The sequence below is a fragment of the Streptomyces sp. XD-27 genome, from assembly GCF_030553055.1.
In the GTDB taxonomy this organism is placed as follows: domain Bacteria; phylum Actinomycetota; class Actinomycetes; order Streptomycetales; family Streptomycetaceae; genus Streptomyces.
This window is the reverse complement of record NZ_CP130713.1, coordinates 1,611,138-1,635,738: the sequence shown is the minus strand read 5'-3', so window position 1 is coordinate 1,635,738 and position 24,601 is coordinate 1,611,138. Positions and strand designations below refer to the sequence as shown.

Sequence of the window (24,601 nt, the reverse complement as noted above, 5' to 3'; positions counted from 1 at the left end):
CGCGGCATCGCGGCACGCGGCCCGGACGCGTACTGCGTGAGCGCGGCGTTCGCCTGCGCGGCGCGCGTACAAGAGGCGTACGGCGCGTGCGAGGCGTACGGCGCGCCCCACTGCGCGGGGCGCCTGGGTCGGACGGCGCGAGCGCGCGGAGCGCGCCGCGCCCCGTTGCGGGCGGACCATGAGGCCGCCCGCGCCCGCGCATACGCGTTGGCCGACGGGGCGGCGTACGGCCTGCTCCCGGCGCCTGTGCGGGGCTCGGGACGGCACCGCGCCGCATCGCCGGGGCCGCTCGGGCCGCGTCCTTCCCGGCGGCCGCTCGCCGCCACCTGCCGTGGCCGGGCGACCGCTCCTCGCGGTCGCCGCGTCCGTCGGGAGAGGCACGCCCCGCCGGACGCCTGCCCGACGCGGGCGCCGGTGCTCTGGCGCGCGTCCTGGTGCGCGTGGCCGCTCATCCGGCGGCCCCCGGTCCAGCCGCCTTCGGCCGTACCGTTCGTCGGCCGCCGTCCGAGAGGGCCGACCGCAGGGCGCAGACCGCCAGCCGTCCCGCGACGGACGTGGCCAGCGCCAGCGCTCCCACCCGGCGCGACAGTCGGGCCGCGCGCGCGATGTCGGGGACCTCCACCGGCCGCCCGTGGGCGTTCAGTACGGGCCGGTGCTCCACCCGGCCGCCGTAGGCGAGGGTGCCACCGAGCCGCACCCCCAGCGCGCCCGCGAAGGACGCCTCCACGGGGCCCGCGTTGGGGCTCGGGTGCGTGCCGCCGTCCGCGCGCCACACGCGCCGCGCGCCGCGCGGGTCCGGCCCGGCGACGGTGGCCAGCGCCGCGGTGAGCCGGGCGCCCGGCCACCCGGCGACGTCGTCCAGCCGGGCCGACGCCCAGCCGAACCGCCGGTGGCGCGGCGACTTGTGGCCCACCATGGCGTCCAGGGTGTTGACGGCGCGGAAGCCCACCAGCCCCGGTACGCCGCCGATCGCCCCCCACACCAGGGCGCCGACGACCGCGTCGGAGGTGTTCTCGGCCACCGACTCCACAACCGCGCGCGCGATCTGCTGCCCGTCCAGCGCCTGCGGGTCGCGCCCGCACAGGTGCGGCAGCCGCGCCCGGGCGGCGGCCAGGTCGCCGGCGGCGAGCGCGTCACCGATGGCGAGGGCCTCGCGGCGCAGCGACGTGCCGCCCAGCACGGACCAGGTGGCGGCGGCGGTCAGCGCGATGTCGGCGGCCCGGGACAGGGACCGTGCGGCGGGGGAGGAGGAAGGGCCGGGGGTGGCGGTGCGCCCCGGTCCGGTGGCGGTGCGGGCCGGTCCGGCGGCGGGCAGCCGTACGGTACGGGTCAGCAACGCGGCACCGGCGGCCGCCCCGCCCGCGCACAGCAGCGTGTGGAGCGCCCCGTAGCCCCGGTGGTCGTGCCAGAGCCGCCGCTCGACGGCGGCGGCGGCCCGTCCGAAGGCGGCCACGGGATGGCCGCGGCGCGGATCGCCGAAGGCCAGGTCGCACGCGAAGCCGAGGGCGGCGCCGCTCGCGAAGGACACGGCGTGGTCGGCGCGCATCGCCTCAGCCCGCCGTCACGCCTCGGTGGGCCGCTCGGCAGGAGGCGGCGCCGGATACCAGGGGCGTGAGGACCGCGGCGGAGAGAGTCCCGGTCGGGAGGTCCGCGGTCGTGAACGCCGTGGCCGGGAGCGCCGAGGTCGGGAAGCCCGAGGCCGAGAAGGCCGCGGTCGGCGGAGCCGCGCAGGCGGGCGGCGGCATGACGGTGCCGGGCATGGCGTTGTGTCCTCACTCAGGGTCCGCGCCCTGGCTCGACGTAACCGGCGGTGAGAGTCTCCTGGCTCCCGGATCGGCGCTTCCCCCGGCCTTCCGGCCCGCGTGACGCGGACCGCGCGTGGCGGTCCCGTAACGACGAGCCGTGACCTGTGGCCTGTGACCTCGGCTCACGGTGGGGGAGCGCTCCCCGGTGACAGTGGCGGGACCGCGCCGGACTCGCACCGGCTTCCTCTCCTGCCGCCGTTTGGCCTCGGCAGTCCACCATGCTGCGGGAACGGCCGTCAACTCACTCTTGACCTGGGCATCTCGCCCGCGGCCCGGCATGCGGGTGTGCCCCGGGACGGGTGTCCCGGGGCACGAGGGGCTGCGGCGCGGGTGGCCGTCAGCCGTTGACGATGAGGTTGATGCCGTAGGCGACGACCGCCGCGCACACCGCGTAGCAGGCGTACCCGAGGGTGCGTGCGACGGCGGACGTGCCGGCGGAGCCGGAGGTCGCGGCCACCGCGCCCTCCGGCTGCCCTTCGCGCTGCGGCGTGCGGGAGGTGCCGACGATGCCGAGGGTGAAGACCCCGACCATCGCCACGGTCACCACGAGGCTGACGCCGAAGACCTGGCCGAGAGCCGCCCAGTCGATGTTCATGGAAGCTTCCTTACCTTGCCGAGGGGCGTCAGGCCGTCGCCTGCGCGGCGGGGGCGGGAGAGACCGGCTCGGCGGGTGCCGGGGCCTCGGACGGCTGGTCCGCGGCGGCCGGGGCCACCGGCCCGGCCGGCGGCGGGGCGACCGCCTGGAGCGCGGTGGTGACGACGCCCGCGGGCTCGGCCGCGTCCACACCGGTGTCGTTGACGTTGGTGTGGTCCACCGGCTTGCGGCGCGAGGCCACCCAGATCGCGGCGCAGGCGGCGCCCGCCAGGATCGCGACGGCGGTGACGCCCCAGTCGCCCTGCTTCGCCAGCAGTGCGGCCGCGGCACCGACCAGACCGGCGGCCGGCAGGGTCAGCACCCAGGCGGCGGCCATCCGGCCCGCGGTCGACCAGCGCACCACACCGCCCTTGCGGCCGAGCCCCGCGCCCATCACGGCGCCGGAGCAGACCTGGGTGGTGGAGAGCGCGAACCCGATGTGGGAGGAGGCCAGGATGGTCACCGCGGCGCCGGACTGGGCGGCGAAGCCCTGCGGCGGCTGGATGTCCGTGATGCCCTTGCCCATCGTGCGGATGATCCGCCAGCCGCCCAGGTACGTACCGAGCGCGATGGCGATACCGGCCGAGGCGATGACCCACAGCGGCGGGTCCGAGTCCGGGGCCAGCGCGCCGCCGGTGATCAGCGCCAGGGTCATCACACCCATGGTCTTCTGCGCGTCATTGGTGCCGTGGGCCAGGGAGACCAGCCCGGCCGAGGCGATCTGCCCGGCCCGGTAGCCCTTTGCGCTGGCCTCGGGGTCGGTCTTCCGGGACGCGGCGTAGGTCAGCCGGGTGGCCAGCAGGGTGGCGAGGCCCGCCACGACCGGCGCGGCGACGGCCGGGATCAGGACCTTCATGACGACCTCGTCGCCGTGCACGGCACCGAAGCCGACCGAGGCGACGGTCGCGCCGATCAGACCGCCGAACAGTGCGTGGGAGGAACTGGAGGGGAGCCCCGCGAGCCAGGTCAGCAGGTTCCAGATGATCGCACCCACCAACCCGGCGAAGATCACTTCGGGCTGGATCCCGGATTCGTCGATGATGCCCTTGGAGATGGTCGCGGCGACTTCGACGGACAGGAAGGCGCCGACGAGGTTCAGCACCGCCGACATCGCGACCGCCGTCTTGGGCTTGAGCGCGCCCGTGGAGATGGTGGTGGCCATGGCGTTGGCCGTGTCGTGGAAGCCGTTCGTAAAGTCGAACACCAAGGCCGTGATGATCACGATCCCGATGAGAAGCGTGATGTGTTCCATTCACCCAGGCAATCGTTCGGTGTCAGTGGCACGGCGACCGTAGGGATACAGGGTGAACGGAAGGTGAACTGGGTCGGGCCTGGTGGTGACGCGGCCGAGGGGGCGTGCGACAGATCACGTGCGCCTGCGGTAATCCGGGGCGGAAGTGACGCATGTGACATAGGTGACGGCGCCTCGCGGGCCGGGCGGAGCCTGACGATCCTGGCGGGTCTGACTGGCCGGGCGGGCCGGTGCGCGGTCCCGGCGCGCGGTCCCGGTGCCCGCGGCGTCACCCGCGCGGGGACGTCGAGCGCCCCGTACGGCCGAAGCCGGTGGCGAGACCGCGCCGTCACCCGCGCGGGGACGTCCGCTGGCCGCTTCCCCCGTCCGCGCCCACACTGATGTGGTGCGCCTGCGTACCGCGGCGGCCGCGGCCGCCACCACCCTGATCGGTGCCGGAGCGGCCGCGCTGGCGGCCGGACGGTACGCCGGCGACGCCGCGCTCAGGCCCACCCCGGACCGGCCCCTGCCCCACGACCCGCCGCTCACCGTGCACGCCGCCGGTGACGGCCGGATCACCCTGACCCGCAGCTTCGCCGCGCAGCGCCCCGGGCGCTACGGGATCACCGGGCAGGACGTCCACGCCGTCGTCGGCCCGGTCCTCACCGACGTCCCGCACCCCGTCGACTGCGTGGTCCGCCGCCTGGAGCGGATCACCCACGGCGCGCTGGCCCCCGGCGCCCGGGTGCGGCTGACCCCGCAGGTGTACGCCGGCAACCCCCGCGACGCCCTCGGCCTGGACCACGCCGACGTCGACGTCCCCGGCGAACTCGGCGCGCTGCCCGCCTGGTTCGTCCCCGGCGCCCGCGCCACCTGGGTGATCACCGTGCACGGCCTGGGCGCCACCCGCGAACACCCCATGGTGGTCCTGCCCTTCCTGCACCGGCACCGCTTCCCCGTCCTCGACCTCGCCTACCGCGGCGACCCCGGCGCCCCCCGTACCTCCCAGGGCGCCGGCTACCTCGGCGACGCCGAGTGGCACGACGTGGACGCCGCCGTCCGCTACGCCGTGCGGTACGGCGCCCGGCGCGTGGTCCTCTACGGCTGGTCCACCGGCGCCTCGATGGCGCTGCGCACCGCCGCCGACTCCGCGCTGCGGCACCGGATCACCGGGCTGGTGCTGGATTCGCCGGTGCTCGACTGGCAGGCCACCGTGCGCGCCCTCGCCGCCTACCGGGTCCCCACCGCGCTGCTGCCGCTGGCGGTCCGGGCCGCCCACGGGCGCCTCCGGCCGCGGGGCCGCGCCGGGCACGCGGGCCCGCAGCCCCCCGGCTCCGACCACGTGGACCCCGGGCAGCTGTCCGTGCCGACGCTGATCCTGCACGGGCCGGACGACACCCTCGCGCCCTGGGGTCCGTCGCGCCAACTGGCCCGGCTCCGCACCGACCTGGTCACCCTTCACACCGTTCCGCACGCTCCGCACGCCGCCATGTGGAACGCCGACCCGCCCGGCTACGAAGAGACGCTGAGGCGGTTCCTGACACCGCTGATGTAGCGTGCGCGAACCGCGGGCGCGGCCGGCGCGCACACGGGCCCGGCGCGGCGACCGCGGATCGGCCGTAGCGTCCCGGCGGCGGCCGGGAAATCCGCCGGACGGGTTCCGATTGGGCTTTCGGGCCGTCAGCGGCGAGACTGAGCCCGTGACGTCCCGTACTCCGCGCGACTCCCGGCTCCGACTCGTCCCCCACCAGCCGATCGCCGCTGCCCGCCGGGGCATGGCACCCCGCGGCGCCAAGCGCCCGGCCCCGCGCCCGCCCGAGGGCACCCCGCTGCCGGGGGAACTCGCCCGGCAGGCCCGGGCGCAACTCGCCGGTGCGGTACGGGTCGCCCGCTGGGCCACAGAGCGGGGCGCGCCCGGCACGCTCTCCGCCGAGGCCGCCGAACGGGCCGCCGCCGCCCTGGGCGGCACCCCGGAGCAGGTGCGGGCCGAGTGGGACCGCGCCCGGCTCGTCGGGCTCGTGGAACCGCACGGGAACACCGCCCGCCCCGGCTGGCGGCTCCGGGCGTGGGACCGCGACGACACCGCCGTGCTGCGCGGCTGGGTGGCGCTCCTGGACGCCTGGTCCCTGGCCCGTCCCGCGCCGGAGGACGCCGAACCCGCCGCGGTGGCGGAAGTGGTCGAGGCCGTACCGCAGTTGCTCTCCCTGCTCCAGTTGTCGGCGGGCCCGGTACAACTGCCGGTCCTGCTGGACATGCTGGAACAGCGGGTCGCGGAACTCCGTACGGAGCGCTGCGAGGTGCCGTACGCCGCGGCTCCCGCACCCGGCGGCGAGGGCGGCGAGGGCGGCAGGGCGGGCGCCGAAGCCGCGCCGGCCGCGGCCCCCCGCGCGGGTGACTCCCCGGCGGCCCCGCGCCCGGATGGCGGTGAGCCCGCGGCGCCCGGTGACGCGGCCGGAACCCTGGCCGCGCTCCTGGACTGGGCCCTGGACGCGCTGGCCTCCGTCGGCTCCCTCGTGGTCCGCCCGGTCCCCGGCCCCGGCACGGCCCATGATCGGCGCGAGGCCGTGCTCACCCCGCTCGGCAACTGGGCGGTGTGGGTCAAGCTGGAGCAGATCTGCGTCGCCGCGCAGAGCCCCGCCGGAAACATCGAGCAGTCCGCCGCCGACATGCTCCGCGGCTGCGCCCGGCTCACCCCGGGCCCCGCCCGCGCCGAGTACCGGGCCTGGCTCGCGGCCCGCCCGGCGGGCAGCGCCGTCACCGAGCTCCTCGACGCCGCGCGCGGCGATGACGCGCTGCTGCGCGGCCTCGCCTTCGAAGCGCTGCGTGTGGTCGGCGCGCCCGCCGAGCCCGCCGTGCGCGCCGTCGTCGACGAGCCGTTCCTGCGCCCGTACGCGCTGCTCTGGCTCGCCGAGCTCGAAGGCGGCGACCCGGAGGACACCCTGCGGGTGCTCACCCGCGAGGAGGCCACCTGGCTGTGGGTGGACACCGCGGCGGCCGTCGCCGACCACGGGGAGAGCCCGTTGCTGGTCCGGCACCTGGAGAGCGCCGTGCAGGGCACCGTCCCCGCGCTTCTGGAGGAGGTACGCGCCGTCGGCCACCCGCGCACCGTGCAGGTGCTGGTGGCCCTCGCCGCCGCGCACCCGGACCCGGTGCTCGCCAAGGCGGTCCGCCGCGCGGCGTTCCAGGTGCACACCGGCGGTTCCTGACACGCCGGCCACCGGCCCCTTGTGATTCGTCCCACATCGTCGAGCGGGGGGCCGGACGTGACCTGGGGGTGGCCCCGCCGCCCAGAAAATCTGCTTGCCCGCCCCGGTAAACTGCTCCGTATGGCAATTCTCCTCGTGCATTAGGCGGCGTGGCCCGCGTCCCGTCAGTCCGTCCCGCCGTCCATCTGCCCAGGAGTAATTCCCGTGATCACCGCCTCCGGCATCGAGTTGCGCGCCGGCGCCCGCGTCCTCATCGAGTCCGCCTCCTTCCGTATCGCCAAGGGCGACCGCGTCGGTCTCGTCGGCCGCAACGGCGCGGGCAAGACCACCCTCACCAAATGCCTCGCGGGCGAGGGCATCCCGGCCGCCGGCACCATCACCCGCTCCGGCGAGGTCGGCTATCTGCCGCAGGACCCGCGCACCGGCGACCTCGACGTGCTGGCCCGCGACCGCGTCCTGTCCGCGCGCGGCCTCGACACCGTGCTCCGCAAGATGCGCGAGAACGAGGACCGGATGGCGAACGGCAAGGGCGCCACCCGCGACAAGGCGATGAAGAAGTACGAGCGCCTGGAGACCGAGTTCCTCACCAAGGGCGGATACGCCGCCGAGGCCGAGGCCGCGACCATCGCCGCCAGCCTCGGCCTGCCCGACCGGGTCCTCGGCCAGCCGCTGCACACCCTCTCCGGTGGTCAGCGGCGCCGCGTGGAGCTGGCCCGGATCCTCTTCTCCGACGCCGACACCCTGCTGCTGGACGAGCCGACCAACCACCTCGACGCCGACTCGATCTTCTGGCTGCGCGACTACCTCAAGACCTACCGCGGCGGCTTCATCGTCATCTCCCACGACGTCGACCTGGTCGAGACGGTCGTGAACAAGGTCTTCTACCTCGACGCCAACCGCTCGGTCATCGACATCTACAACATGGGCTGGAAGCTCTACCAGGCCCAGCGCGAGGCCGACGAGAAGCGCCGCAAGCGCGAGCGCGCCAACGCCGAGAAGAAGGCCGCCGCGCTCAACTCCCAGGCCGACAAGATGCGGGCCAAGGCCACCAAGACGGTTGCCGCGCAGAACATGGCCCGCCGGGCCGAGAAGCTGCTGTCCGGCCTGGAGGCGGTGCGGGCCTCCGACAAGGTCGCCAAGCTGCGCTTCCCGGACCCCGCCCCGTGCGGCAAGACCCCGCTGACCGCCGAGGGGCTGTCCAAGTCCTACGGCTCGCTGGAGATCTTCACCGATGTGAACCTCGCCATCGACAAGGGCTCCCGGGTGGTCATCCTCGGCCTCAACGGCGCGGGCAAGACCACCCTCCTGCGGCTGCTCGCCGGCGTCGAGAAGGCCGACACCGGCGAGGTCGTCCCCGGCCACGGCCTCAAGCTCGGCTACTACGCGCAGGAGCACGAGACGCTCGACGCCGACCGCACCGTCCTGGAGAACATGCGCTCCGCCGCGCCGGACATGGACCTGGTCGACATCCGCAAGACGCTCGGGTCGTTCCTGTTCTCCGGCGACGACGTCGACAAGCCCGCCGGCGTGCTCTCCGGCGGCGAGAAGACGCGGCTCGCCCTGGCCACCCTCGTGGTCTCCTCGGCCAACGTCCTGCTCCTGGACGAGCCGACCAACAACCTCGACCCCGCCAGCCGCGAGGAGATCCTCGGCGCGCTGCGCACCTTCTCCGGCGCCGTCGTCCTCGTCACCCACGACGAGGGCGCGGTCGACGCTCTGCAGCCGGAGCGCATCATCCTGCTCCCGGACGGTGTCGAGGACCTGTGGGGCGAGGACTACGCCGATCTGGTCGCGCTCGCCTGACCCCCTGATCAAGCCGGGTGATCACGGTGCGGTGGATCATTCGGCCGATGCGTGATCCATCATCTGAGTGAGAACGGCTCGTACCGCGGCGCGCCGCACCCACCCGGCGCACGCCGGGTGGCACGCGCCGCCCGGAGCCCCGTGCCCGCCGTGGGGCCCTCTCTGACCTGCCGCTTCGTCCGCGATACCGGACGAAAGAGCGGACGGAACGCGCTGGAATCTCGCGTTCCGGAGCCGCGCGGCCCGTCATTTCGGGGAAGTCTCCTCCCACGGACCTTGTCGAATGGGTGGCCAGGAACGCGCGGAGGGGTGATCATGAGAGTCCAGAGCGCACTTCCCATGAGGAGGCACGGGTGGCCGAGACTCTGAAGAAGGGCAGCCGGGTGACCGGCGCCGCGCGCGAAAAGCTCGCGGCAGACCTGAAGAAGAAGTACGACGCCGGTGCGAGTATCCGGGCGCTGGCCGAGGAGACCGGCCGGTCGTACGGGTTCGTCCACCGGATGCTGACTGAATCCGGCGTGGTGCTGCGTGGCCGCGGAGGAGCGACGCGGGGCAAGAAAGTCGCCGCGGCCTGAGCCGTCCCACCGACGGGTAAGGGCAGTGCCACCCGGTTGATCAGCCGGTCGGCCGGGTGGTTACTGTGCAGTCAACTTCACTTGACTGCGGCCGACCGGAGGCTCCCTGTGACCCTGCTCGACAAGGACGGCGTACACCTCACCGTCGACGACGCGGTTGCCACCGTAACCCTGTCCAACCCCACCAAGCGCAACGCTCAGACGCCGGCGCTGTGGCGGGCACTGGTCGAGGCCGGGCAGCTGCTGCCCGGCAGCGTACGGGTGGTCGTGCTGCGCGGCGAAGGGAAGTCCTTCTCCGCCGGACTCGACCGTCAGGCATTCACGCCTGAGGGCTTCGACGGCGAGCCGTCCTTCCTGGACCTGGCCCGCGGCTCGGACGCCGACCTGGATCGCACGATCGCGGAGTACCAGGACGCGTTCACCTGGTGGCGGCGGAACGACATCATCTCCATCGCCGCCGTCCAGGGACACGCCATCGGCGCCGGGTTCCAGCTCGCGCTCGCCTGCGATCTGCGGGTGTGCGCGGACGACGCGCAGTTCGCGATGCGCGAGACCAGCCTCGGGCTGGTCCCGGACCTCACCGGCACGCATCCGCTGGTCGGCCTGGTCGGATACGCGCGCGCCCTGGAGATCTGCGCCACGGGCCGCTTCGTGCACGCGGCCGAGGCCGAACGCATCGGACTGGCCAACCTGGTCGTGCCCACCGCGGAACTCGACGCCGCCGTCGCGGACCTGTCGGCGGCGCTCCTCGCGGCGCCCAGGAGCGCGGTGATCGAGACCAAGGCGCTGCTGCGCGGTGCCGTCGACCGCACGTACGAGGACCAGCGCACCGCCGAACGGGCAGCGCAGGCGCGCCGCCTCCGCGACCTGGCGGGCCTGTCGGACTGACCGCCCGCCACCCACGCGCCGCCGCCCCGGCGGCCTTTCGCCCCGCTGGTCCGCGTGCGCGGGGCCGGGTCCGCGACCCGACTGCTTCCGCCCACGCCGCGGAGCCGCACATCGACGCAGCGGGAAGGGGCGGGCTAAGGCAGACGGACGTCTGTGACCAGCACCGCCACCGTCACCGGCGCCGAGACGGTCCGCGCCACCGCCGCGCGTACGGCACAGGCCACGTCCAGCGCGCGGTGGCCCGGTGCCACCGCCACCTGCACCTGGACGTGGCGACCCGCCGGGGCGCCGTCCGGGGTGGCGCGGTCCTCGATCCGTACCGGCTGCCGTGATCCGCCGAGCGCGGACGTGAGCGCGGCCACCCCGGGGACGGCATGTGCCGCGGCGGCGGCCGCCACCGCGCCCGGAGGCAGATCCGGGCCCTGCGGACCGTCGTCCGTCCGGCTCTCCAGCCGGTCCTCCGCCCCTTCCTCCGCCCGGCCGTCCATCCGGTCGGGCTCTTCCGCGGCACCGCCCTCCGGCGCGGGCGGGACCTCCGCCGCATCCGCGGACACCGGCTCGTCGAGCAGCGCCGTCACCCGTACGTCGACCGCCTCGATCAGCAGCCCCAGCCGGTCCCCCGCCGCCCCGGCCAGCGCCGTCCGCAGCGCGTCGGCCACCAACGGCAGCGGCTCCCGGGTCGCGGCGGCCGCGCAGGTCGCCTCGATCCGCAGCCGGCCCGGCGGCAGGGCGCTGGGCGGTGGCGGCACCTCGGGCCGCGCCACCGCCGCCGGATCGGCCAGACCGATCCGCAGCGTGGCCAGCCGCGCGTCCGGCACCGCCGCCGCGGCGCGCCGCAGCACCCGGTCCGCCGCACGCTCGGTGAGCCACGCGCCGTCCCCGGGACCGCCCAGCGGGAGCAGGCGGCCGAGCCCCAGTTGCTCCCGTACCGCACGCGCCAGCCGGTCCACGACCACAGCCGTCTCCCCTTCGTCCTCGGTCTGTCCAGCCTGCCGCATGTCCCGGCGGCGGCGCCGTACGACCCACCCGACCCGGCGCGATCGGATCGCCGCGTCGCACATCTGCCCCGCTCCGCAAGCGGCAGCCCAAAGAGCTCCATAAAGTAATAAATGAGCCGAAAGTCACTCCACCGTCCGGAAAGGATGATCGGCGATGACGGAGACCACACAGCGGGGCCGGACCGAAGCCGTCACGACGGAGACGGAGCGGAAGCCCTCCGGAACCCGGCGCGGCGGTGGAGAACCCGGGGTCCGCGGCCGGACCACCATCGCCGACGGGGTCGTGGAGAAGATCGCCGGGCTGGCCGCCCGGGACGTGGTCGGCGTCCACGCCATGGGCAGCGGCTTCGCCCGCACCTTCGGCGCCGTACGCGACCGGGTCCCCGGCGGCCGCGTGGCCGCCGCCACGCGCGGCGTGAAGGCCGAGGTCGGCGAGGTGCAGACGGCCCTGGACCTGGAGATCGTCGTCGACTACGGGGTGTCGATCGCCGACGTGGCGCGCGCCGTACGGGAGAACGTGGTCGTTGCCGTCGAGCGGATGACCGGCTTGGAGGTCGTCGAGGTCAACATCGCCGTCAGCGATGTGAAGCTGCCCGACGAGGAGGAAGAGGAGCAGGAGCTGCGGGTCCAGTAGCGCCGGGCAGGGCTCGGCAAGGCCGGGTTCGGCAAGGCCGGTCGGCCGGGGCCACGTCCACACCCATACGGAGCATGCGACAAACGGAGTGCGCGATGAGCAACGCGGTCATCGGACTGATCGCCGGTATGGGGCTCGCCTTCGCCGGCTACTTTGGCGGCTTCGGGGCCTTTCTGTTGGTGGCGGCGCTGGGCGCCATCGGGTTCGTGGTCGGCCGGTTCCTCGACGGCGACCTGGACCCCGGCGACTTCCTCCGCGGCCGCGACCGCGGCGAGCGACGGCGGTGAGCGTGCCGGTCGAGCCCGCCGAGCGCGGCGCGATCCGGATCGCGGACCGCGTCGTCGCCAAGATCGCCTCGCAGGCGGCGTGGGAGGCGCTGGCCGGTGCCCCGGGCCCGGGGAAGCGGCGCCGCCCGCGCGCCGTGGTCGCCGTCCGCGACCAGGCCGTACGGGTCCGGGTAGCGGTCGAACTCGACTATCCGTCGGACATCGGCGCCCAGTGCGGCGCGGTCCGCCGCCGCGTCGGGGAGCGGGTCACCGGGCTGGCGGGCATGGAGGTCCCCGCCGTCGCGGTCACGGTCGAGCGCCTGCACTTGCCCCACCTGACGGACACCGGGCGGGTGGGTCCTCCACGCCCTCAAGGGCGTAGGGGGCGGGTGCGGTGAGCGACGCCGAACCGGGCACGGGACCGCCCTCCGAGCCGCCCTCCGGATCAGACTCGGGACCGCCCTCCGAGCCGCGCCCCGGACCAGACTCGGGTCCGCGCCCCGGACCGCCTGCCTCACGCGTGGACCTGACGAAGCCGACGAGGCCGACGCCCCCCGGCGCGGTGCGAGGCTCGGAGGCGGCCCCCGCCCCGTCCGGGCCGGCCGGCGGCGTACCGTACGAGCCCGCCGCCGGAGCCGGGGACGCGCCGGAGCAGGCCGGTCCGCACGCCCACGCGGGCCGCTTCTGGTCCGTGCGGCGGGTCCCCGCGGGCATCGTCGCCGCCGTGCTGCTCGGCGCGACCGGGCTGCTGCTCTACGACGTCTCCGCGGTCCGCGCCGACCAGCCCGCGATGCGCTGGCGGCGGCGGCTCGCCGACGAACTGGCGACCCGGCCCCTGGACGACACCTGGGTGATCGCGGGCGCCGCGGTGGCGATGGCCCTCGGCCTCTGGCTGCTGGTCCTCGCCGTGACCCCGGGCCTGCGGCGGGTGCTCCCCATGCGGCACGACGGCGCCGACCTGCGCGCCGGGCTCGACCGGTTCGCCGCCGGGCTCGTGCTCCGCGACCGGGCCATGGAGATCGCCGGGGTGCGCTCCGTCCGCGTCGACGTGGGCCGCCGCAAGGTCGTCGCCCGCGCCCGGTCGCACTTCCGGGACCTGGACGAGGTGCGGGACGACCTGGACACCGTGCTGCGGGACGGTGTCCGGCGGCTGGGCCTGGCCCGGCAGCCCCGCGTCTCGGTCTCCGTACGCCGCCCCCCGAAGGGGTGAGCGCGGGTGCTGCGGACCGTCAACCGGGTGCTGCTGGCGCTGACCGGCCTGGCGCTGCTCGCGCTGGGCGGCGCGGTGCTGGTGCCCGGCCTCGACCTGCCGCGCCACTGGGGCTTCGACCTGCCGTCGTGGTGGCCGTTCGATGGGCCGCGCGACGTGCTGCTCACCCGCGCCGACCGGCGGCGTTGGCGCGACGAGGGCTGGTGGTGGCCGACCGTCCTCGCGGCCCTGGCCGTGCTCGTGCTGCTCATGTTGTGGTGGCTGCTGGCCCAAGTGCGGCGGCGCAGGCTCGGCGAGGTGCTCGTGCCGAACGGCGACGGGGTGGAGGCGGCCCTGCGCTGCCGCGCGCTGGAGGCGGCCCTGGAGGGCGAGGCGGAGTCGCTCGACGGCGTCGACCGGGCCTGGGCGAGGCTGCTCGGGCGGCGTACCGCGCCGGAGGTGGAGATGGGGCTGCTGCTGGCGCCGCACGCGGAGCCGGCGGTGGCGCTGGAGCGGATCCGCGGCGAGGTGCTGGAACACGCGCGCGGCTCGGCGGGCCTGGCCCGGCTGCCGGCCGAGGTACGGCTGCGGGCGGTGCGGCACGAGGCGGAACGGGTGAGCTAGGCGATGCCCCGGCGGATTCCGCCCCGCACACCGGTCCAGCGGAGAAGGGGGCGGGGCGGAGGGGCCGTCAGAAGCCGTGCAGCGCCCCGCCGTCCACCGGCAGCATCAGCCCGGTGAGATAGGACGCCGCAGGCGAGAGCAGGAACGCGGCGGCCTTGCCGAACTCCTCGGGCGAGCCGTAGCGGCGCAGCGGGATCGCCTCGCTGTGGCGGCGGCGGGCCTCGTCCACGTCACCGGACAGCGCGTCGAGTTCGCGGACCCGGTCGGTGTCGATACGGGACGGCAGCAGCCCGACGACGCGGATCCCGCGCGGTCCCAGCTCCACCGAGAGGGACTTGGCGAGGCCCGCCAGGCCGGGGCGCAGCCCGTTGGAGATGGTCAGGCCCGGGATCGGCTCGTGGACGGAGGCCGAGAGGACGAAGCCGATCACCCCGCCGGAGTCGAGCGACGCGGCCGCCGCGCGCGCCATGCGCACCGCGCCCAGGAAGACCGCGTCGAACGCCGCCCGCCACTGCTCGTCGGTGTTGTCCGCGAGCAGCCCGGCCGGCGGGCCGCCGACGCTGATGAGGACGCCGTCGAAGCGGCCGAAGCGCTCGCGGGCGAGGGCGATCACCCGGTCGGAGGTGGTGGGGTCGGCGTTGTCCGCGGGGACACCCACGGCGTTCGGGCCGAGTTCGGCGGCGGCCCGCACCACGGCGTCCTCGTCGCGGCCGGTGATCACCACCTTGGCGCCGTCGGCGACCAGTTCCCGGGCCGCCGCGTGGCCCAGCCCGCGGCTCGCTCCGGTGATGACGTACACACGGTCCTTGAGTCCGAGATCCATGGGATCAGTCTGCCGTGGCGGAGTCAGGCCGTCGTGGCCGGGGTGAACAGGGTGCAGGCGGCACTGACCAGGGCGATGTGGCTGAACGCCTGCGGGAAGTTGCCCAGCAGCCGACCGGCCGCCGGGTCGTACTCCTCGGCCAGCAGCCCCACGTCGTTGCGGAGCGCCAGCAGCCGCTCGAACAGGTCGCGGGCCTCCTCCGCCCGACCGGTCAGCCGCAGGGCCTCCACCAGCCAGAACGAGCAGGCGATGAAGGCGCCTTCGGTGCCGGGCAGGCCGTCGACCCGGGTGCCGCCGCTGTAGCGGCGGATCAGGCCGCCGCAGTCCAACTCGCGTCGTACCGCCTCGACCGTGCCGGTCACCCGCGGGTCGTCGGGCGGCAGGAAGCCGAGGCGGGGGATGAGGAGGGCCGCCGCGTCGAGTTCGGCGGAGCCGTAGGACTGGGTGAAGGTGCGGCGGGCGCTGTCATAGCCGCGGGCGCAGACCTCCTGGTGGATGGCGTCGCGCGTCGCCCGCCAGCGCGCGGCGTCCCCGCCCAGGCGCGGATGAGTCTCGACGGCCCGCACCGCCCGGTCGGCCGCTACCCAGGCCATCACCTTGGAGTGCACGAAGTGGCGGCGGGGGCCGCGCACCTCCCACAGCCCCTCGTCGGGGTCGCGCCAGGCCGACTCCAGGAAGTCCATCAGCGCCCGCTGGAGGTTCCAGGCGTGCGGTTTGGGCGGCAGGTCGTGGCTGCGGGCGACCTGGAAGGTGTCGAGGACCTCGCCGTAGACGTCGAGCTGGAGCTGGCCGACGGCGGCGTTGCCGACCCGGACGGGAACCGAGTCCTCGTAGCCCGGCAGCCAGGGCAGCTCGTACTCGGGCAGCCGCCGCTCGCCCGCCAGGCCGTACATGATCTGGAGGTCGGCGGGGTCCCCGGCGATGGCCCGCAGCAGCCAGTCGCGCCAGGCGGCCGCCTCCGTGCGGCAGCCGGCTTCGAGCAGGGCCCGGAGGGTGAGCGAGGAGTCGCGCAGCCAGCAGTAGCGGTAGTCCCAGTTCCGCACCCCGCGGATCTCCTCGGGCAGGGAGGTGGTGGGGGCGGCGACGATGCCGCCGGTGGGGGCGTAGGTGAGGGCCTTGAGAGTGATCAGGGAGCGGACGACGGCGTCGCGGTGGGGGCCGTCGTAGCGGCAGCGCGCGGTCCACGCCCGCCAGTCGCGCAGGCTCTGCGCGAGGGCGTGGTACGGGTCCACCAGCGGTGGCCGGGCCTCGTGGGAGGGGTGCCAGGTGAGGACGAAGGCCACCCGGTCCCCGGCGGCCACGGTGAACTCCGAGCGGGTGCTGAAATCCCTCCCGTAGGTGTGGACGTCGGGCTCGGAGCGCAGCCAGACGGAGTCGGGCCCGGCGACGGCGACCCGGTGGCCGTCGCTGCGGCGCACCCACGGCACGACGTGTCCGTAGTCGAAGCGCAGCCGCAGCACGCCGAGCATGTCGACGCGGCCCGAGACGCCTTCGGCGATCCGGACGACATCGGGGGTGCGGTCGCGCTGCGGCATGAAGTCGGTGACCTTGACGGTGCCCGAGGCGGTCTCCCAGACGGACTCCAGGACCAGGGTGCCGGGGCGGTACACGCGCCGGGTGCAGGCTCCGGCCCCGGCGGGAGCGAGCCGCCAGTGGCCGTTCTCACGGTCCCCGAGCAGCGCGGCGAAGCAGGCGGCGGAGTCGAAGCGGGGCAGGCACAGCCAGTCGATCGAGCCGTCCCGGCCGACCAGAGCGGCGGTCTGGTGGTCGCCGATGAGCGCGTAGTCCTCGATGCGTCGTGCCACGTCGGACGTGTGCCCCCGGCGGCCGGGCGCTAGTCCGGGGCGGCAGCCGTCCGGGCGATGTCGCGGTCGTCGGTACCGGCCGGCTCGGCGGGGTCCGTGGCGGGCGCTGCTTCGGCGGGATCCGCGGCGGCGGGGTCGGCAGCCGCCTCGGCGGACTCGGATGCGGTCTTCGCGGACGCGGACGCGGACGCGGACGCGGACGCGGGCGTGGCCTTCGCGGACGCGGGCGCGGACGTGGGCGCGGTCTTCGCGGGCGCGGCCTTCGCCTTCGCCTCGGCCTCGGCCCGGTCGCGGCGCTCGCGGCGGACCAGGACGATCCAGCCCGCGGGCACGCCCGCGGCGAACAGCCACCACTGGATCGCGTACGCCATGTGCGGGCCGATGCCGCTGTGGTCCGGGGCGGCCACCGGTGTCGGCTGCCCGGTGCCCTTCGGGGACGACGACGTCAGCTCGATGTAGCCGCCGAGGACCGGGCGGGAGAGCGCCTTCGCGGTCTGGGCGCTGTTGATGAGCATGACCTGGCGGTCGGGCAGGCCCTTCTTGTCCTTGATGCCGCTGCTGCCGGTGGTCTCGTCGGCCCGCAGGCGGCCGGTGACGGTGACCTCGCCGCCGGGGGCGGCCGGCACCTTCGGGAACCGGGTGAGGTCCTCGCCCGCGGGGATCCAGCCGCGGTTGACCAGCACCGCCTTGCCGTCAGAGGTGAGCAGCGGGGTCACGACGAAGTAGCCGACACGTTCGTCCGCGCCGGTGCGCTGCCGGACCACGACCTCGTGCCCGGTGTCGTACCGGCCGGTGGCGGTCACCGTGCGCCAGGTGGCGTCGCGGGGGACGGCGCGGGCGGGAGCCGTGAGCGTGCCGACCGGGACGGCCGGGGCGTTCAGGCTGTCGGCGATCAGCTTGTTGTGCGCTACCCGGTCTTCGTGGCGGTGGAGCTGCCAGAAGCCCAGCTTGATCATGACAGGGATCAGGACGAGCCCCAGGAGCGTGAGGATCACCCACTGCCGGGACAACAGGAAGCGGTACACCCCACGACGGTACAACTCCGTCACGGGGCGCTCGCGCGGAGGGGTGGCCCCCGGGCTCCGGCCGGCGCGGACGGTCTCAGCGGACGTGCCTCAGCCGTGCCGGAGCGGCGGGCCCCCGGCGGTGGCGGATCCGGGGTTGTCAGACGTGGTCGACGATGCCCACTTTCCCCTCGGCGCGGGCGCAGTGCGCGCCGCAGTAGAAGTGGCCGTCGGCCTGCACTCCCTGGCCGATGATCTGGCAGCGGCAGTGCTCGCAGATCGGCGCCATCCGGTGGATCGCGCAGGAGAAGCAGTCGAAGACGTGCACCGCGCCCTGCGCGTGCACCTCGAACGTCATCCCGTACTCGTTTCCGCACACCTCGCAACAGCCCATGCGCCACAGCGTGCGGGGCGCGGTCGCGCGGGGCGAGCGGCGGGTGCGGCGCGTCGTCGTGACTTCACCTGATCGCCCGACGGCCAGGGCCAGGCGCCCCCAGGTGGACGTCAGCCGGGCACCGGCGCCGGCACCACATGCTGCAGCAGCTGCATGAAGGCCGCCTCGTCGATGACCGGGGTGCCGAAGGAGCGGGCCTTGGTGACCTTGGAGGTGGGGGAGTCGGGGTCGTTGGTGACCAGGACGCTGGTGAGCCGCGAGACGCTGGTGGCGACGTGCAGCCCGGCCTCGATGGCGCGGTCCTCCAGCAGGTCGCGGTCGATGGACGTGTCACCGGAGAACGCCACCCGCATGCCCTGGACGAGCTGTTCACCCGGTTCGTAACGCCCGGGGTTGGGATACGGGCAGGCGGGGCGCTTGCGGCTGGGGCGCCAGCTGTTCGACTGGTACGACCGCTGGTGGCCGATGGTCCGGCCCTGGCCGCCCGGCGCGGCTGTCGGGCCGTCCGACCACTGGGTGAGCGGCTGGCAGGCGAGCAGCGGCAGGCGCAGCCCGGACCGGGCCGCCAGGTGGAGGCTGGGCCGGAAGGTCTCGGCGAGCACCCGGGCGTCGTCGAGTGCGTGGTGGGCGCGCTGCTGGACCACGCCGTAGTGGGCGGCGAGGGACTCCAGCTTGTGGTTGGGCAGCGGCAGGCCGAGCTCCTTGGAGAGCGCGATGGTGCACAGCCGCTGCCGGACGGGCGCGGCGTCGCGGGCCCGCGCGTACTCACGGGCGATCATCGACCAGTCGAAGGCGGCGTTGTGGGCGACCAGCACCCGGTCGGCCAGCCGCGCGGACAGCTCGCCGGCGACCTCCGGGAAGAGCGGGGCGTGCTCCAGCGTCTCGGTGGTCAGCCCGTGGATCCAGACCGGTCCGGGGTCGCGCTGCGGGTTGACCAATGTGTACCAGTGGTCCTGGACCTCGCCCCGGGCGTCCAGCTGGTAGACGGCGGCTGAGATGATCCGGTCGTCGCGGCCGAGTCCGGTGGTCTCCACGTCGACGACGGCATACCCCTCCGGGTAGGTGTCCGGCCACGGGCTCGGCGGTGCGGCCGCCAGATGGTCTTCGAGCATGGTCCATGAGGATACGGGCCACCGCTGACAGTCACCGTGCCGACCCGGGGGTTAAGTGACGGTGTGAAAGGTGAGGGGGCTTTTGTGCGGTGCCCGGCGGTAACCCGGGCCGCTTGCTGACACCATGTCTTTCTTACTTCGGGGTAACTACCTCTAGTCAGGGCGCCGGGAGCGGCTCTATGTTGCGGGCATGCCGCACCTGCCCGATGTCGTGCTGTGGTCCGTACCGGCCTTCGTGCTGCTCACCGTCGTGGAGATGGTGAGCTACCGCCTGCGCCCCGACGAGGAGGCCGAGGGGTACGAGGCCAAGGACGCCGCGACCAGCGTCACCATGGGACTCGGCAGTCTGGGCTTCGACTTGCTGTGGAAGGCCCCGATTGTCGCGATTTATGCAGCGATATACGAGCTCACCCCGCTCCGCATCCCGGTGCTGTGGTGGACGCTGCCCCTGATGCTGCTCGCGCAGGACTTCTTCTACTACTGGTCGCACCGCGGACACCATGTGATCCGCATCCTGTGGGCGTGCCACGTGGTGCACCACTCCAGCCGGAAGTTCAACCTCACCACCGCGCTCCGGCAGCCCTGGACGACGTGGACCGTCTGGCCGTTCTACGTGCCGATGATCGCCCTCGGCGTGCACCCGGCCGCGGTCTTCTTCTGCTCGTCGGCGAACCTCGTCTACCAGTTCTGGGTCCACACCGAGCGGGTCGGAAAACTGCCCCGGCCCCTCGAGTTCGTCTTCAACACGCCTTCGCACCACCGCGTCCACCACGCTTCCCAGGGCGGCTATCTGGACCGCAACTTCGGCGGCATCCTCATCGTCTGGGACCGGCTCTTCGGCTCCTTCGTCGCCGAGACCGAACGCCCGGTCTACGGTCTGACCAAGAACATCGACACGTACAACCCGCTGCGCGTCGCCACCCATGAGTACGCCGCGATCGCACGCGACGTGCGCGCGGCGAGCGGCTGGCGGGAGCGGGCGGGGCGCGTCTTCCGCGGGCCGGGCTGGCAGCCGCGACCTGCGGGGCCGCTGGCGGGCGAGCCGGTGGCACAGCCGGTGGGGCAGTCGGTCGGCGAGCCGGTGGGACGAACTGCGGGGCCGTCGGCGGGCGAGCCGGTGGGACGAACTACGGGGCCGTCGGCCGGTGAGCTGGTGGGACAGCCTGCCGGGCCGTCGGCCGGCGAGCCGGTGGCGCGGCCGGTGGGGGAGAGCGCCACGTGACCGCCGAGCCCCTGACGAACCGTTCGGCACCCCCGGCGCGGCACCTCGCGACGCACCCCCGGACCACCGCCGCGCTACTCGCCGCCTTCGCCGCGCTGGCGGCCGTCCACCTCGGCGCGCTGCTCGCCGGGGCCGAGACGGCCGAGCACCTCACCAAACCCGCCCTGATGCCGGTGCTGGCCGCGCATGTCCTCACCCGCGGCGGCCCGCGACTCCTCGCCGCGGCGCTGATCTTCGGCTGCGGCGGCGACACCCTGCTCCAGATCGGCGGTGACACCGTCTTCCTGGCAGGAATGGGCTCCTTCGCGGCCGGACACGTCTGCTATCTGCTGCTGTTCGTGCGGGGCGGTGGCGGCCGCGTCCCGGTGGCCGCCGCGGCCGGATACGGGATCGCCTGGCTCGGCACCGTGGCCCTGCTGTGGCCCGACCTCCCGGCGGGCATGCGGATCCCCGTGGCGGGCTACAGCCTGCTCCTCATCGGCATGGCGCTCGGCGCCCTGCGCGCGGGCCCGCTCGCCGCGGCCGGCGGCGCGCTGTTCGTCCTCTCCGACACCCTCATCGCCACCGGGATCGCCGAGTGGCCGCAGGCACCGGTGCCGCAGCTCTGGATCATGCTGACCTATCTCGGCGCGCAGTACGCGCTGGCCGCGGCGCTCACGCGGGCACCGACAGCTTCCGCAACCTGACCACCGTGAGCGGGTCCGAGGCCCGGTCGTGGCTCAGGTCCCACCCCCGTGCGCGGGCGGCGTGCACGACATAACCGGCGCCGATGCCTCGGTACATGCGCGCCGGTACGTCATGCGCGGACCTGCTCCGCAGAAAGCGACCGATGTGCCTGTCGACCCGCGCCTGGTAATAAGCCGCGTCCCCCTCGTGCCCGAGCTGGCCCGGCGTGACACACCAGCCCGGGACCAGGGGGACGGCTTCCGCGAATCGGTCCATGACGCGCTCGAAGCCCTTCTCGAGGGGCGGGACCACGACGGAGAGGACCTCGACCACGAGCCCGACGGCGAGGAACCCGAGGAAGACCGCAAGGATCACCGCCCACCAGAGCGGCAGGAACAGCAGCGAGAGCAGACACAGTGCCCACAGCTGCCCGGCCGGGCGGTTGGGCAGGGGCCCCAGGGGTCGTGTTGATGTTGGTGCATGAGGGCGGAGGGTAGCGGCTGTGGGGTTGTCATGTCCCGGCGGGGCGTTGGCCGGGACGGATGATTCGCTCGGGCGGGAAGAGGTGCTCGTTGCGGACCGGGGTGTTGCTTAGACGGATGGTCAGGCCCGGCAGTTCTCGCAGCGGCGCGAGGTCGATGGGGCCGGGTGCCGTGCACCGGAACAGGCCCAGTTCTTCAAGCGCGGGCAGCTGACCTAGAGCGGCCAGGCCGTTGGCCGGTTCGCACTCCGTCAACCAGAGCGTCTTGAGCTGCTGAAGCGCGGTGACTCGTTCCAGGTTCAGCGTCGAAGGCTGAATGAGCTGCAGGAACTCCAGCTTCGGCAAGGCGCTGAGGAGGTGCAGTTCATCGCAGAGGGTGGCGCCTGAGAGGCTGACGTGCTTCATCTGGGGCCAGCGCTCGATGCCGTGCAGGTGGGTCGCAGAAGCGTGCCAGCCCAAAATGAGCCTGATGAGCTGCTCCCCTACGGGGAGCGATTCCAGGCTTGTGAGACCGAGCGGGAAGCTCAGGTTCAACGTGTTCAAAAGGGGCAAGTCGCCGAGCGGTGCGAGTGAGAGTCCCTGCCTCATGTCCATGAGCTGGAGGGTGTCGAGACTCCTTCCAGCGAGTGGGGAAAGGTCGCTGACGTTGGGGCAGTTGAAGAGTCCGAGGTGCTGGAGATCGGGCAGTTTCCGGATCGGGGACAGATCAGCGGACTGCGTGTCCTTCAGCCACAGCGCTTTGGTGTGGTTGCTCAGTCGGCCGAACGGAACCAGGTCGCCGGCGACGGTGACCTGGGCCACCTGCGGCAGTCTGGGCAGAGCAGCCAGCTTCTCTGCCGAATCGACCCGCAGATGCATGCGATGCAGACCAGCAGCATGCGTGAGCACAGTGCTGACGTACTCGTCTGTGTTGAAATGACCCCAAGCGTCGCCCACTTGGTAGGCCACCATCCCGCGCTCGTCGGCCGCGAACCGGGCGATGAACGCCATGGCCGCCGGACCGCCGATCAAGCCCGCCGTGTGCACGACGAAGGCGGCACACACGTCCTCCAACTCCGCCTCCGGCCCCGGCAGCAGATCCAGCACCAACTCACCCGCCCGCGCCAGCTCTTCCGCCTCCTGCCGGTTCCACGGCGGAATCAGCCGCGCCATCCGCTCCTCCACCTCCTCCCGCACCGCCGGATCCAACTGCGGCGCCTGCTCCAGACACGCCGCCGCCAGCAGGTTCAGCCGGTTCCGCGCCCGCTTGACCCGATCCGCCCGCCGCAGGATCCCGCGGAGCAGCCGCACCCGCTCCTCCGGGCGGGCGTGGCCCACCGCCATCCGTACGACGTCCTCCCACTGGTCGTCGTGGGCCTTGCTCACCAGCAGGCCGAAGTCCCGGGCCTCGACCGCCGCCTTGGCGGCCAGGTAGTCCTGGAAGGTCCGGTGGACGAAGTCGACCGTGCCCGGCGTCGGCTCCCGCAGCAGCCCGCTGCGGATCAGCAGGTGGCGGAAGACCTGTTCCGCGTCGCCCTGGGCCCGTACCTGCGGCATGGCCGCCAGCGCCCCGTCGACCATCTCGACCGCCTCGGCCCGGTCCGCCTGGACCTGGTCGTTCCGGATCAGCCAGTACGCCAGCTCCTGGAGCAGCAGCGTCTGTTCGTCCCGGGTCAGCTCCACGCCCTCGACCGCGCAGATGTCCCGCTCGGTGTCGCGCCGGACCAGCAGCAGCTCCAGCGCCGCGTCGTACAGGTCCTTGCGGGCTCGGGGCAGGTGCATCCGGCGGTCGCGGTTGAGCGCGCACAGCAGGGCGCACATCAGCGGGTTGGTCGACAGGCGCGACAGCTCGCGGCGGGTCGAGACCGCCTGGAGCATCGCCGCCTCATACGTGTCCAGGGACTCCGCCCGGCCGGTACGCGCCGCCTCCTGCCGTGCCGCCTCGTGCCAGTGCCGGATGAAGCTCCGTACGTCCTCACGGCTCATGGGCAGCAGCGAGTGCGCCCGGAAGCTCTGCGCGGCAAGCCAGTTCTCCGTGACGGCGGACGGGCGGGTCGTGACGACGTACCGTGCGTCGGGGAACGCCGTGACCAGCTGCCGCAGCCAGTCCTCCGTCCGCTTGCGCAGCCGCTGCGGGACCTCGTCCACGCCGTCGACCAGCACCAGCGCCCGGCCCGACGCCATCAGGCCCTCCACCCACCCCGCCGGGGCCGCGCCCGCGAGCGGGTTGCCCATGCTGCTCAGGAACTCGTGGGGGAGTGGCAGTGCTTCACGGGCGGTGAGGGCGCGCAGGCGCAGGACGAACGGGACGCAGACGTTCCAGTCCGCGAGTTCCGGTCCGAACGAGCGGCGGGCCGCGTTCGTGGCGAGCCACTGGACGAGCGTGCTCTTGCCGGAGCCGGCCGGGCCGCGCAGCAGCAGCCGTGAGCAGCCTGCCAGGGCATGATCGATCCGGACCGGGCCGGGTGCGACGCCTTCATCGGGTGCGATGCCGCCGAAGGCCGCGTGGTCCATACGGTCCGCGAGCTCCGCGCCTCCGCCGCTGACCCCCAGGCTGATGTACGCCGTGTCCAGCGCCCACTCCGCCTCCGTGCTGCCGAGCGTCACCCCGAACAGCTGGAGCCTGCTGTGCGTGGCGCGGACGAAGTCGGTGTAGCGGGACTCGAACGCGGCGGCGGCGCGCTCCGGTCCCGGCCCGAGGCGGCGGCGTACGTCATCCAGCGCCTCGCCCGTACGTCCCGCCCGCCGGACCAGCTCCACCTGCGACCGCGCCGGAAACTCCGGCAGCGCCGTCACGTACGCGACGATGTGCTCGCAGCACAGGTCCAGAAGGCGGTCGAACAGCGCCTCTCCGGCGTCGCCGAGCGCCGCGCCCACCCGTACCGCCGGCGCCTGCCCCAGCACGTGCGCGCGCAGGGCCCCCGGCTCCAGGTCCAGGGTGAGCAGCAGCTCCGGGTCCAGCGGTCCGGCCGCCGCGAAGGCGTCGGCCACGGCGGCGACGGCCGCCGCCCGTTCATGGTCCGCTGCCGACCCGGCCGCCTCGCCCAGCCGCCCCACCAGCTTGTCGACAAGCCGACCTGTCTCCTTGTCGGTCAGCTTCCGCGGCTGCCGCTCCGTCCGCCACTTCTCCAGCAGCGACTTCGCGATCGCCGACACGACCGTGGTGGCCAGCCGTAAGACGGCTCCCTCGACCCCGTTCACCTCGCAACTCCCCCTCATCCACGCAGCGTTGACGGGCGGCACCCCGAATCCCGCAGGGTAC

Annotated in this window: 24 protein-coding genes and 1 riboswitch; of the genes, 12 read left to right on the top strand and 12 right to left on the bottom strand. The window is 74.1% G+C overall.

Features of this window, described 5'->3' with window-relative positions; genetic code table 11:
• Window positions 1–448: 448 nt before the first annotated feature.
• The 4 genes from Q3Y56_RS06945 to Q3Y56_RS06930 all read right to left on the bottom strand — a co-directional run bounded on the left by Q3Y56_RS06945 (window position 449) and on the right by Q3Y56_RS06930 (window position 3,691).
• Window positions 449–1,546, bottom strand: coding sequence for a cobalamin biosynthesis protein (locus Q3Y56_RS06945; protein ID WP_304461073.1), 1,098 nt, complete (start codon window positions 1,544–1,546; stop codon window positions 449–451).
• 4 nt (window positions 1,547–1,550) lie between these two features.
• Complete coding sequence (locus Q3Y56_RS06940) at window positions 1,551–1,760, bottom strand: hypothetical protein (protein WP_304461072.1); 210 nt, start codon at window positions 1,758–1,760, stop codon at window positions 1,551–1,553.
• A 54-nt stretch (window positions 1,761–1,814) separates the two neighbouring features.
• Window positions 1,815–1,993, bottom strand: a riboswitch (cobalamin riboswitch).
• Window positions 1,994–2,142: 149 nt separating this feature from the next.
• Window positions 2,143–2,400, bottom strand: coding sequence for a hypothetical protein (locus tag Q3Y56_RS06935; RefSeq protein ID WP_304461071.1), 258 nt, complete (start codon window positions 2,398–2,400; stop codon window positions 2,143–2,145).
• 28 nt (window positions 2,401–2,428) lie between these two features.
• Window positions 2,429–3,691 carry an inorganic phosphate transporter gene (locus Q3Y56_RS06930; RefSeq protein WP_304461070.1) on the bottom strand — a complete coding sequence of 421 codons (1,263 nt, stop codon included), beginning with the start codon at window positions 3,689–3,691 and terminating at the stop codon, window positions 2,429–2,431.
• A 385-nt stretch (window positions 3,692–4,076) separates the two neighbouring features.
• Between Q3Y56_RS06930 and Q3Y56_RS06925 the strand changes: the two genes are divergently transcribed.
• The 5 genes from Q3Y56_RS06925 (at window position 4,077) to Q3Y56_RS06905 (ending at window position 10,142) form a co-directional block, all read left to right on the top strand.
• Window positions 4,077–5,225 carry an alpha/beta hydrolase gene (locus Q3Y56_RS06925; RefSeq protein ID WP_304461069.1) on the top strand — a complete coding sequence of 383 codons (1,149 nt, stop codon included), beginning with the start codon at window positions 4,077–4,079 and terminating at the stop codon, window positions 5,223–5,225.
• A gap of 145 nt (window positions 5,226–5,370) precedes the next feature.
• The gene (locus Q3Y56_RS06920; protein ID WP_304461068.1) at window positions 5,371–6,876 is read left to right on the top strand and encodes a hypothetical protein; all 1,506 of its coding nucleotides are present in this window, start codon (window positions 5,371–5,373) and stop codon (window positions 6,874–6,876) included.
• Window positions 6,877–7,080: 204 nt separating this feature from the next.
• Window positions 7,081–8,679, top strand: a complete 1,599-nt coding sequence (abc-f, locus tag Q3Y56_RS06915) for a ribosomal protection-like ABC-F family protein (RefSeq protein WP_304461067.1) — start codon at window positions 7,081–7,083, stop codon at window positions 8,677–8,679.
• Between the two features lie 353 nt (window positions 8,680–9,032).
• Window positions 9,033–9,254 carry a helix-turn-helix domain-containing protein gene (locus tag Q3Y56_RS06910; protein WP_304461066.1) on the top strand — a complete coding sequence of 74 codons (222 nt, stop codon included), beginning with the start codon at window positions 9,033–9,035 and terminating at the stop codon, window positions 9,252–9,254.
• A 108-nt stretch (window positions 9,255–9,362) separates the two neighbouring features.
• Window positions 9,363–10,142, top strand: coding sequence for an enoyl-CoA hydratase/isomerase family protein (locus tag Q3Y56_RS06905; protein ID WP_304461065.1), 780 nt, complete (start codon window positions 9,363–9,365; stop codon window positions 10,140–10,142).
• A 134-nt stretch (window positions 10,143–10,276) separates the two neighbouring features.
• Here the strand turns inward: Q3Y56_RS06905 and Q3Y56_RS06900 are convergent, their stop codons facing one another.
• Entirely contained in the window at window positions 10,277–11,140 is an 864-nt protein-coding gene (locus Q3Y56_RS06900) for a nucleopolyhedrovirus P10 family protein (protein ID WP_304461064.1), read from the bottom strand.
• A gap of 154 nt (window positions 11,141–11,294) precedes the next feature.
• Here Q3Y56_RS06900 and Q3Y56_RS06895 point away from each other — a divergent pair, with 154 nt between their 5' ends.
• The 5 genes from Q3Y56_RS06895 (at window position 11,295) to amaP (ending at window position 13,853) form a co-directional block, all read left to right on the top strand.
• The gene (locus tag Q3Y56_RS06895; RefSeq protein ID WP_304461063.1) at window positions 11,295–11,774 is read left to right on the top strand and encodes an Asp23/Gls24 family envelope stress response protein; all 480 of its coding nucleotides are present in this window, start codon (window positions 11,295–11,297) and stop codon (window positions 11,772–11,774) included.
• 95 nt (window positions 11,775–11,869) lie between these two features.
• A complete protein-coding gene (locus Q3Y56_RS06890) occupies window positions 11,870–12,061 on the top strand; it encodes a hypothetical protein (protein ID WP_304461062.1) in 192 nt (63 codons plus the stop codon).
• On the top strand, window positions 12,058–12,438 hold the full coding sequence (locus Q3Y56_RS06885) for a hypothetical protein (protein ID WP_304461061.1): 381 nt from the start codon (window positions 12,058–12,060) through the stop codon (window positions 12,436–12,438). Before Q3Y56_RS06890 ends, Q3Y56_RS06885 begins: the two co-directional genes overlap by 4 nt.
• A 122-nt stretch (window positions 12,439–12,560) precedes the next feature.
• Entirely contained in the window at window positions 12,561–13,250 is a 690-nt protein-coding gene (locus Q3Y56_RS06880) for a DUF6286 domain-containing protein (RefSeq protein WP_304461060.1), read from the top strand.
• Window positions 13,251–13,256: 6 nt separating this feature from the next.
• On the top strand, window positions 13,257–13,853 hold the full coding sequence (gene amaP / locus Q3Y56_RS06875) for an alkaline shock response membrane anchor protein AmaP (protein WP_304461059.1): 597 nt from the start codon (window positions 13,257–13,259) through the stop codon (window positions 13,851–13,853).
• Window positions 13,854–13,920: 67 nt separating this feature from the next.
• On the opposite strand, the gene Q3Y56_RS06870 is transcribed toward amaP, so the two are convergent.
• From Q3Y56_RS06870 to Q3Y56_RS06850, 5 genes are all read right to left on the bottom strand, one after another.
• Window positions 13,921–14,676 carry an SDR family oxidoreductase gene (locus Q3Y56_RS06870; RefSeq protein ID WP_304461058.1) on the bottom strand — a complete coding sequence of 252 codons (756 nt, stop codon included), beginning with the start codon at window positions 14,674–14,676 and terminating at the stop codon, window positions 13,921–13,923.
• Between the two features lie 23 nt (window positions 14,677–14,699).
• Entirely contained in the window at window positions 14,700–16,481 is a 1,782-nt protein-coding gene (locus Q3Y56_RS06865; protein ID WP_304461057.1) for a glycoside hydrolase family 15 protein, read from the bottom strand.
• Window positions 16,482–16,510: 29 nt separating this feature from the next.
• Complete coding sequence (locus Q3Y56_RS06860) at window positions 16,511–17,506, bottom strand: SURF1 family protein (protein ID WP_304461056.1); 996 nt, start codon at window positions 17,504–17,506, stop codon at window positions 16,511–16,513.
• Window positions 17,507–17,645: 139 nt separating this feature from the next.
• Window positions 17,646–17,879, bottom strand: a complete 234-nt coding sequence (locus Q3Y56_RS06855; RefSeq protein WP_304461055.1) for a hypothetical protein — start codon at window positions 17,877–17,879, stop codon at window positions 17,646–17,648.
• 110 nt (window positions 17,880–17,989) lie between these two features.
• Window positions 17,990–18,991: a DEDDh family exonuclease gene (locus tag Q3Y56_RS06850; RefSeq protein ID WP_304461054.1), complete on the bottom strand. Its 1,002-nt coding sequence runs from the start codon at window positions 18,989–18,991 to the stop codon at window positions 17,990–17,992.
• 190 nt (window positions 18,992–19,181) lie between these two features.
• On the opposite strand from Q3Y56_RS06850, the gene Q3Y56_RS06845 reads away from it, so the two are divergent.
• Window positions 19,182–20,213, top strand: a complete 1,032-nt coding sequence (locus Q3Y56_RS06845) for a sterol desaturase family protein (protein WP_304461053.1) — start codon at window positions 19,182–19,184, stop codon at window positions 20,211–20,213.
• A 95-nt stretch (window positions 20,214–20,308) separates the two neighbouring features.
• The gene (locus Q3Y56_RS06840) at window positions 20,309–20,899 is read left to right on the top strand and encodes a lysoplasmalogenase (protein WP_304465500.1); all 591 of its coding nucleotides are present in this window, start codon (window positions 20,309–20,311) and stop codon (window positions 20,897–20,899) included.
• Here the strand turns inward: Q3Y56_RS06840 and Q3Y56_RS06835 are convergent.
• Together Q3Y56_RS06835 and Q3Y56_RS06830 are read right to left on the bottom strand one after the other, a co-directional pair.
• Entirely contained in the window at window positions 20,868–21,254 is a 387-nt protein-coding gene (locus Q3Y56_RS06835; protein ID WP_304461052.1) for a hypothetical protein, read from the bottom strand. The two genes, Q3Y56_RS06840 and Q3Y56_RS06835, sit on opposite strands and share 32 nt — an antisense overlap.
• 136 nt (window positions 21,255–21,390) lie before the next feature.
• Entirely contained in the window at window positions 21,391–24,540 is a 3,150-nt protein-coding gene (locus Q3Y56_RS06830) for an NACHT domain-containing NTPase (RefSeq protein WP_304461051.1), read from the bottom strand.
• Between the last annotated feature and the right edge of the window lie 61 nt (window positions 24,541–24,601).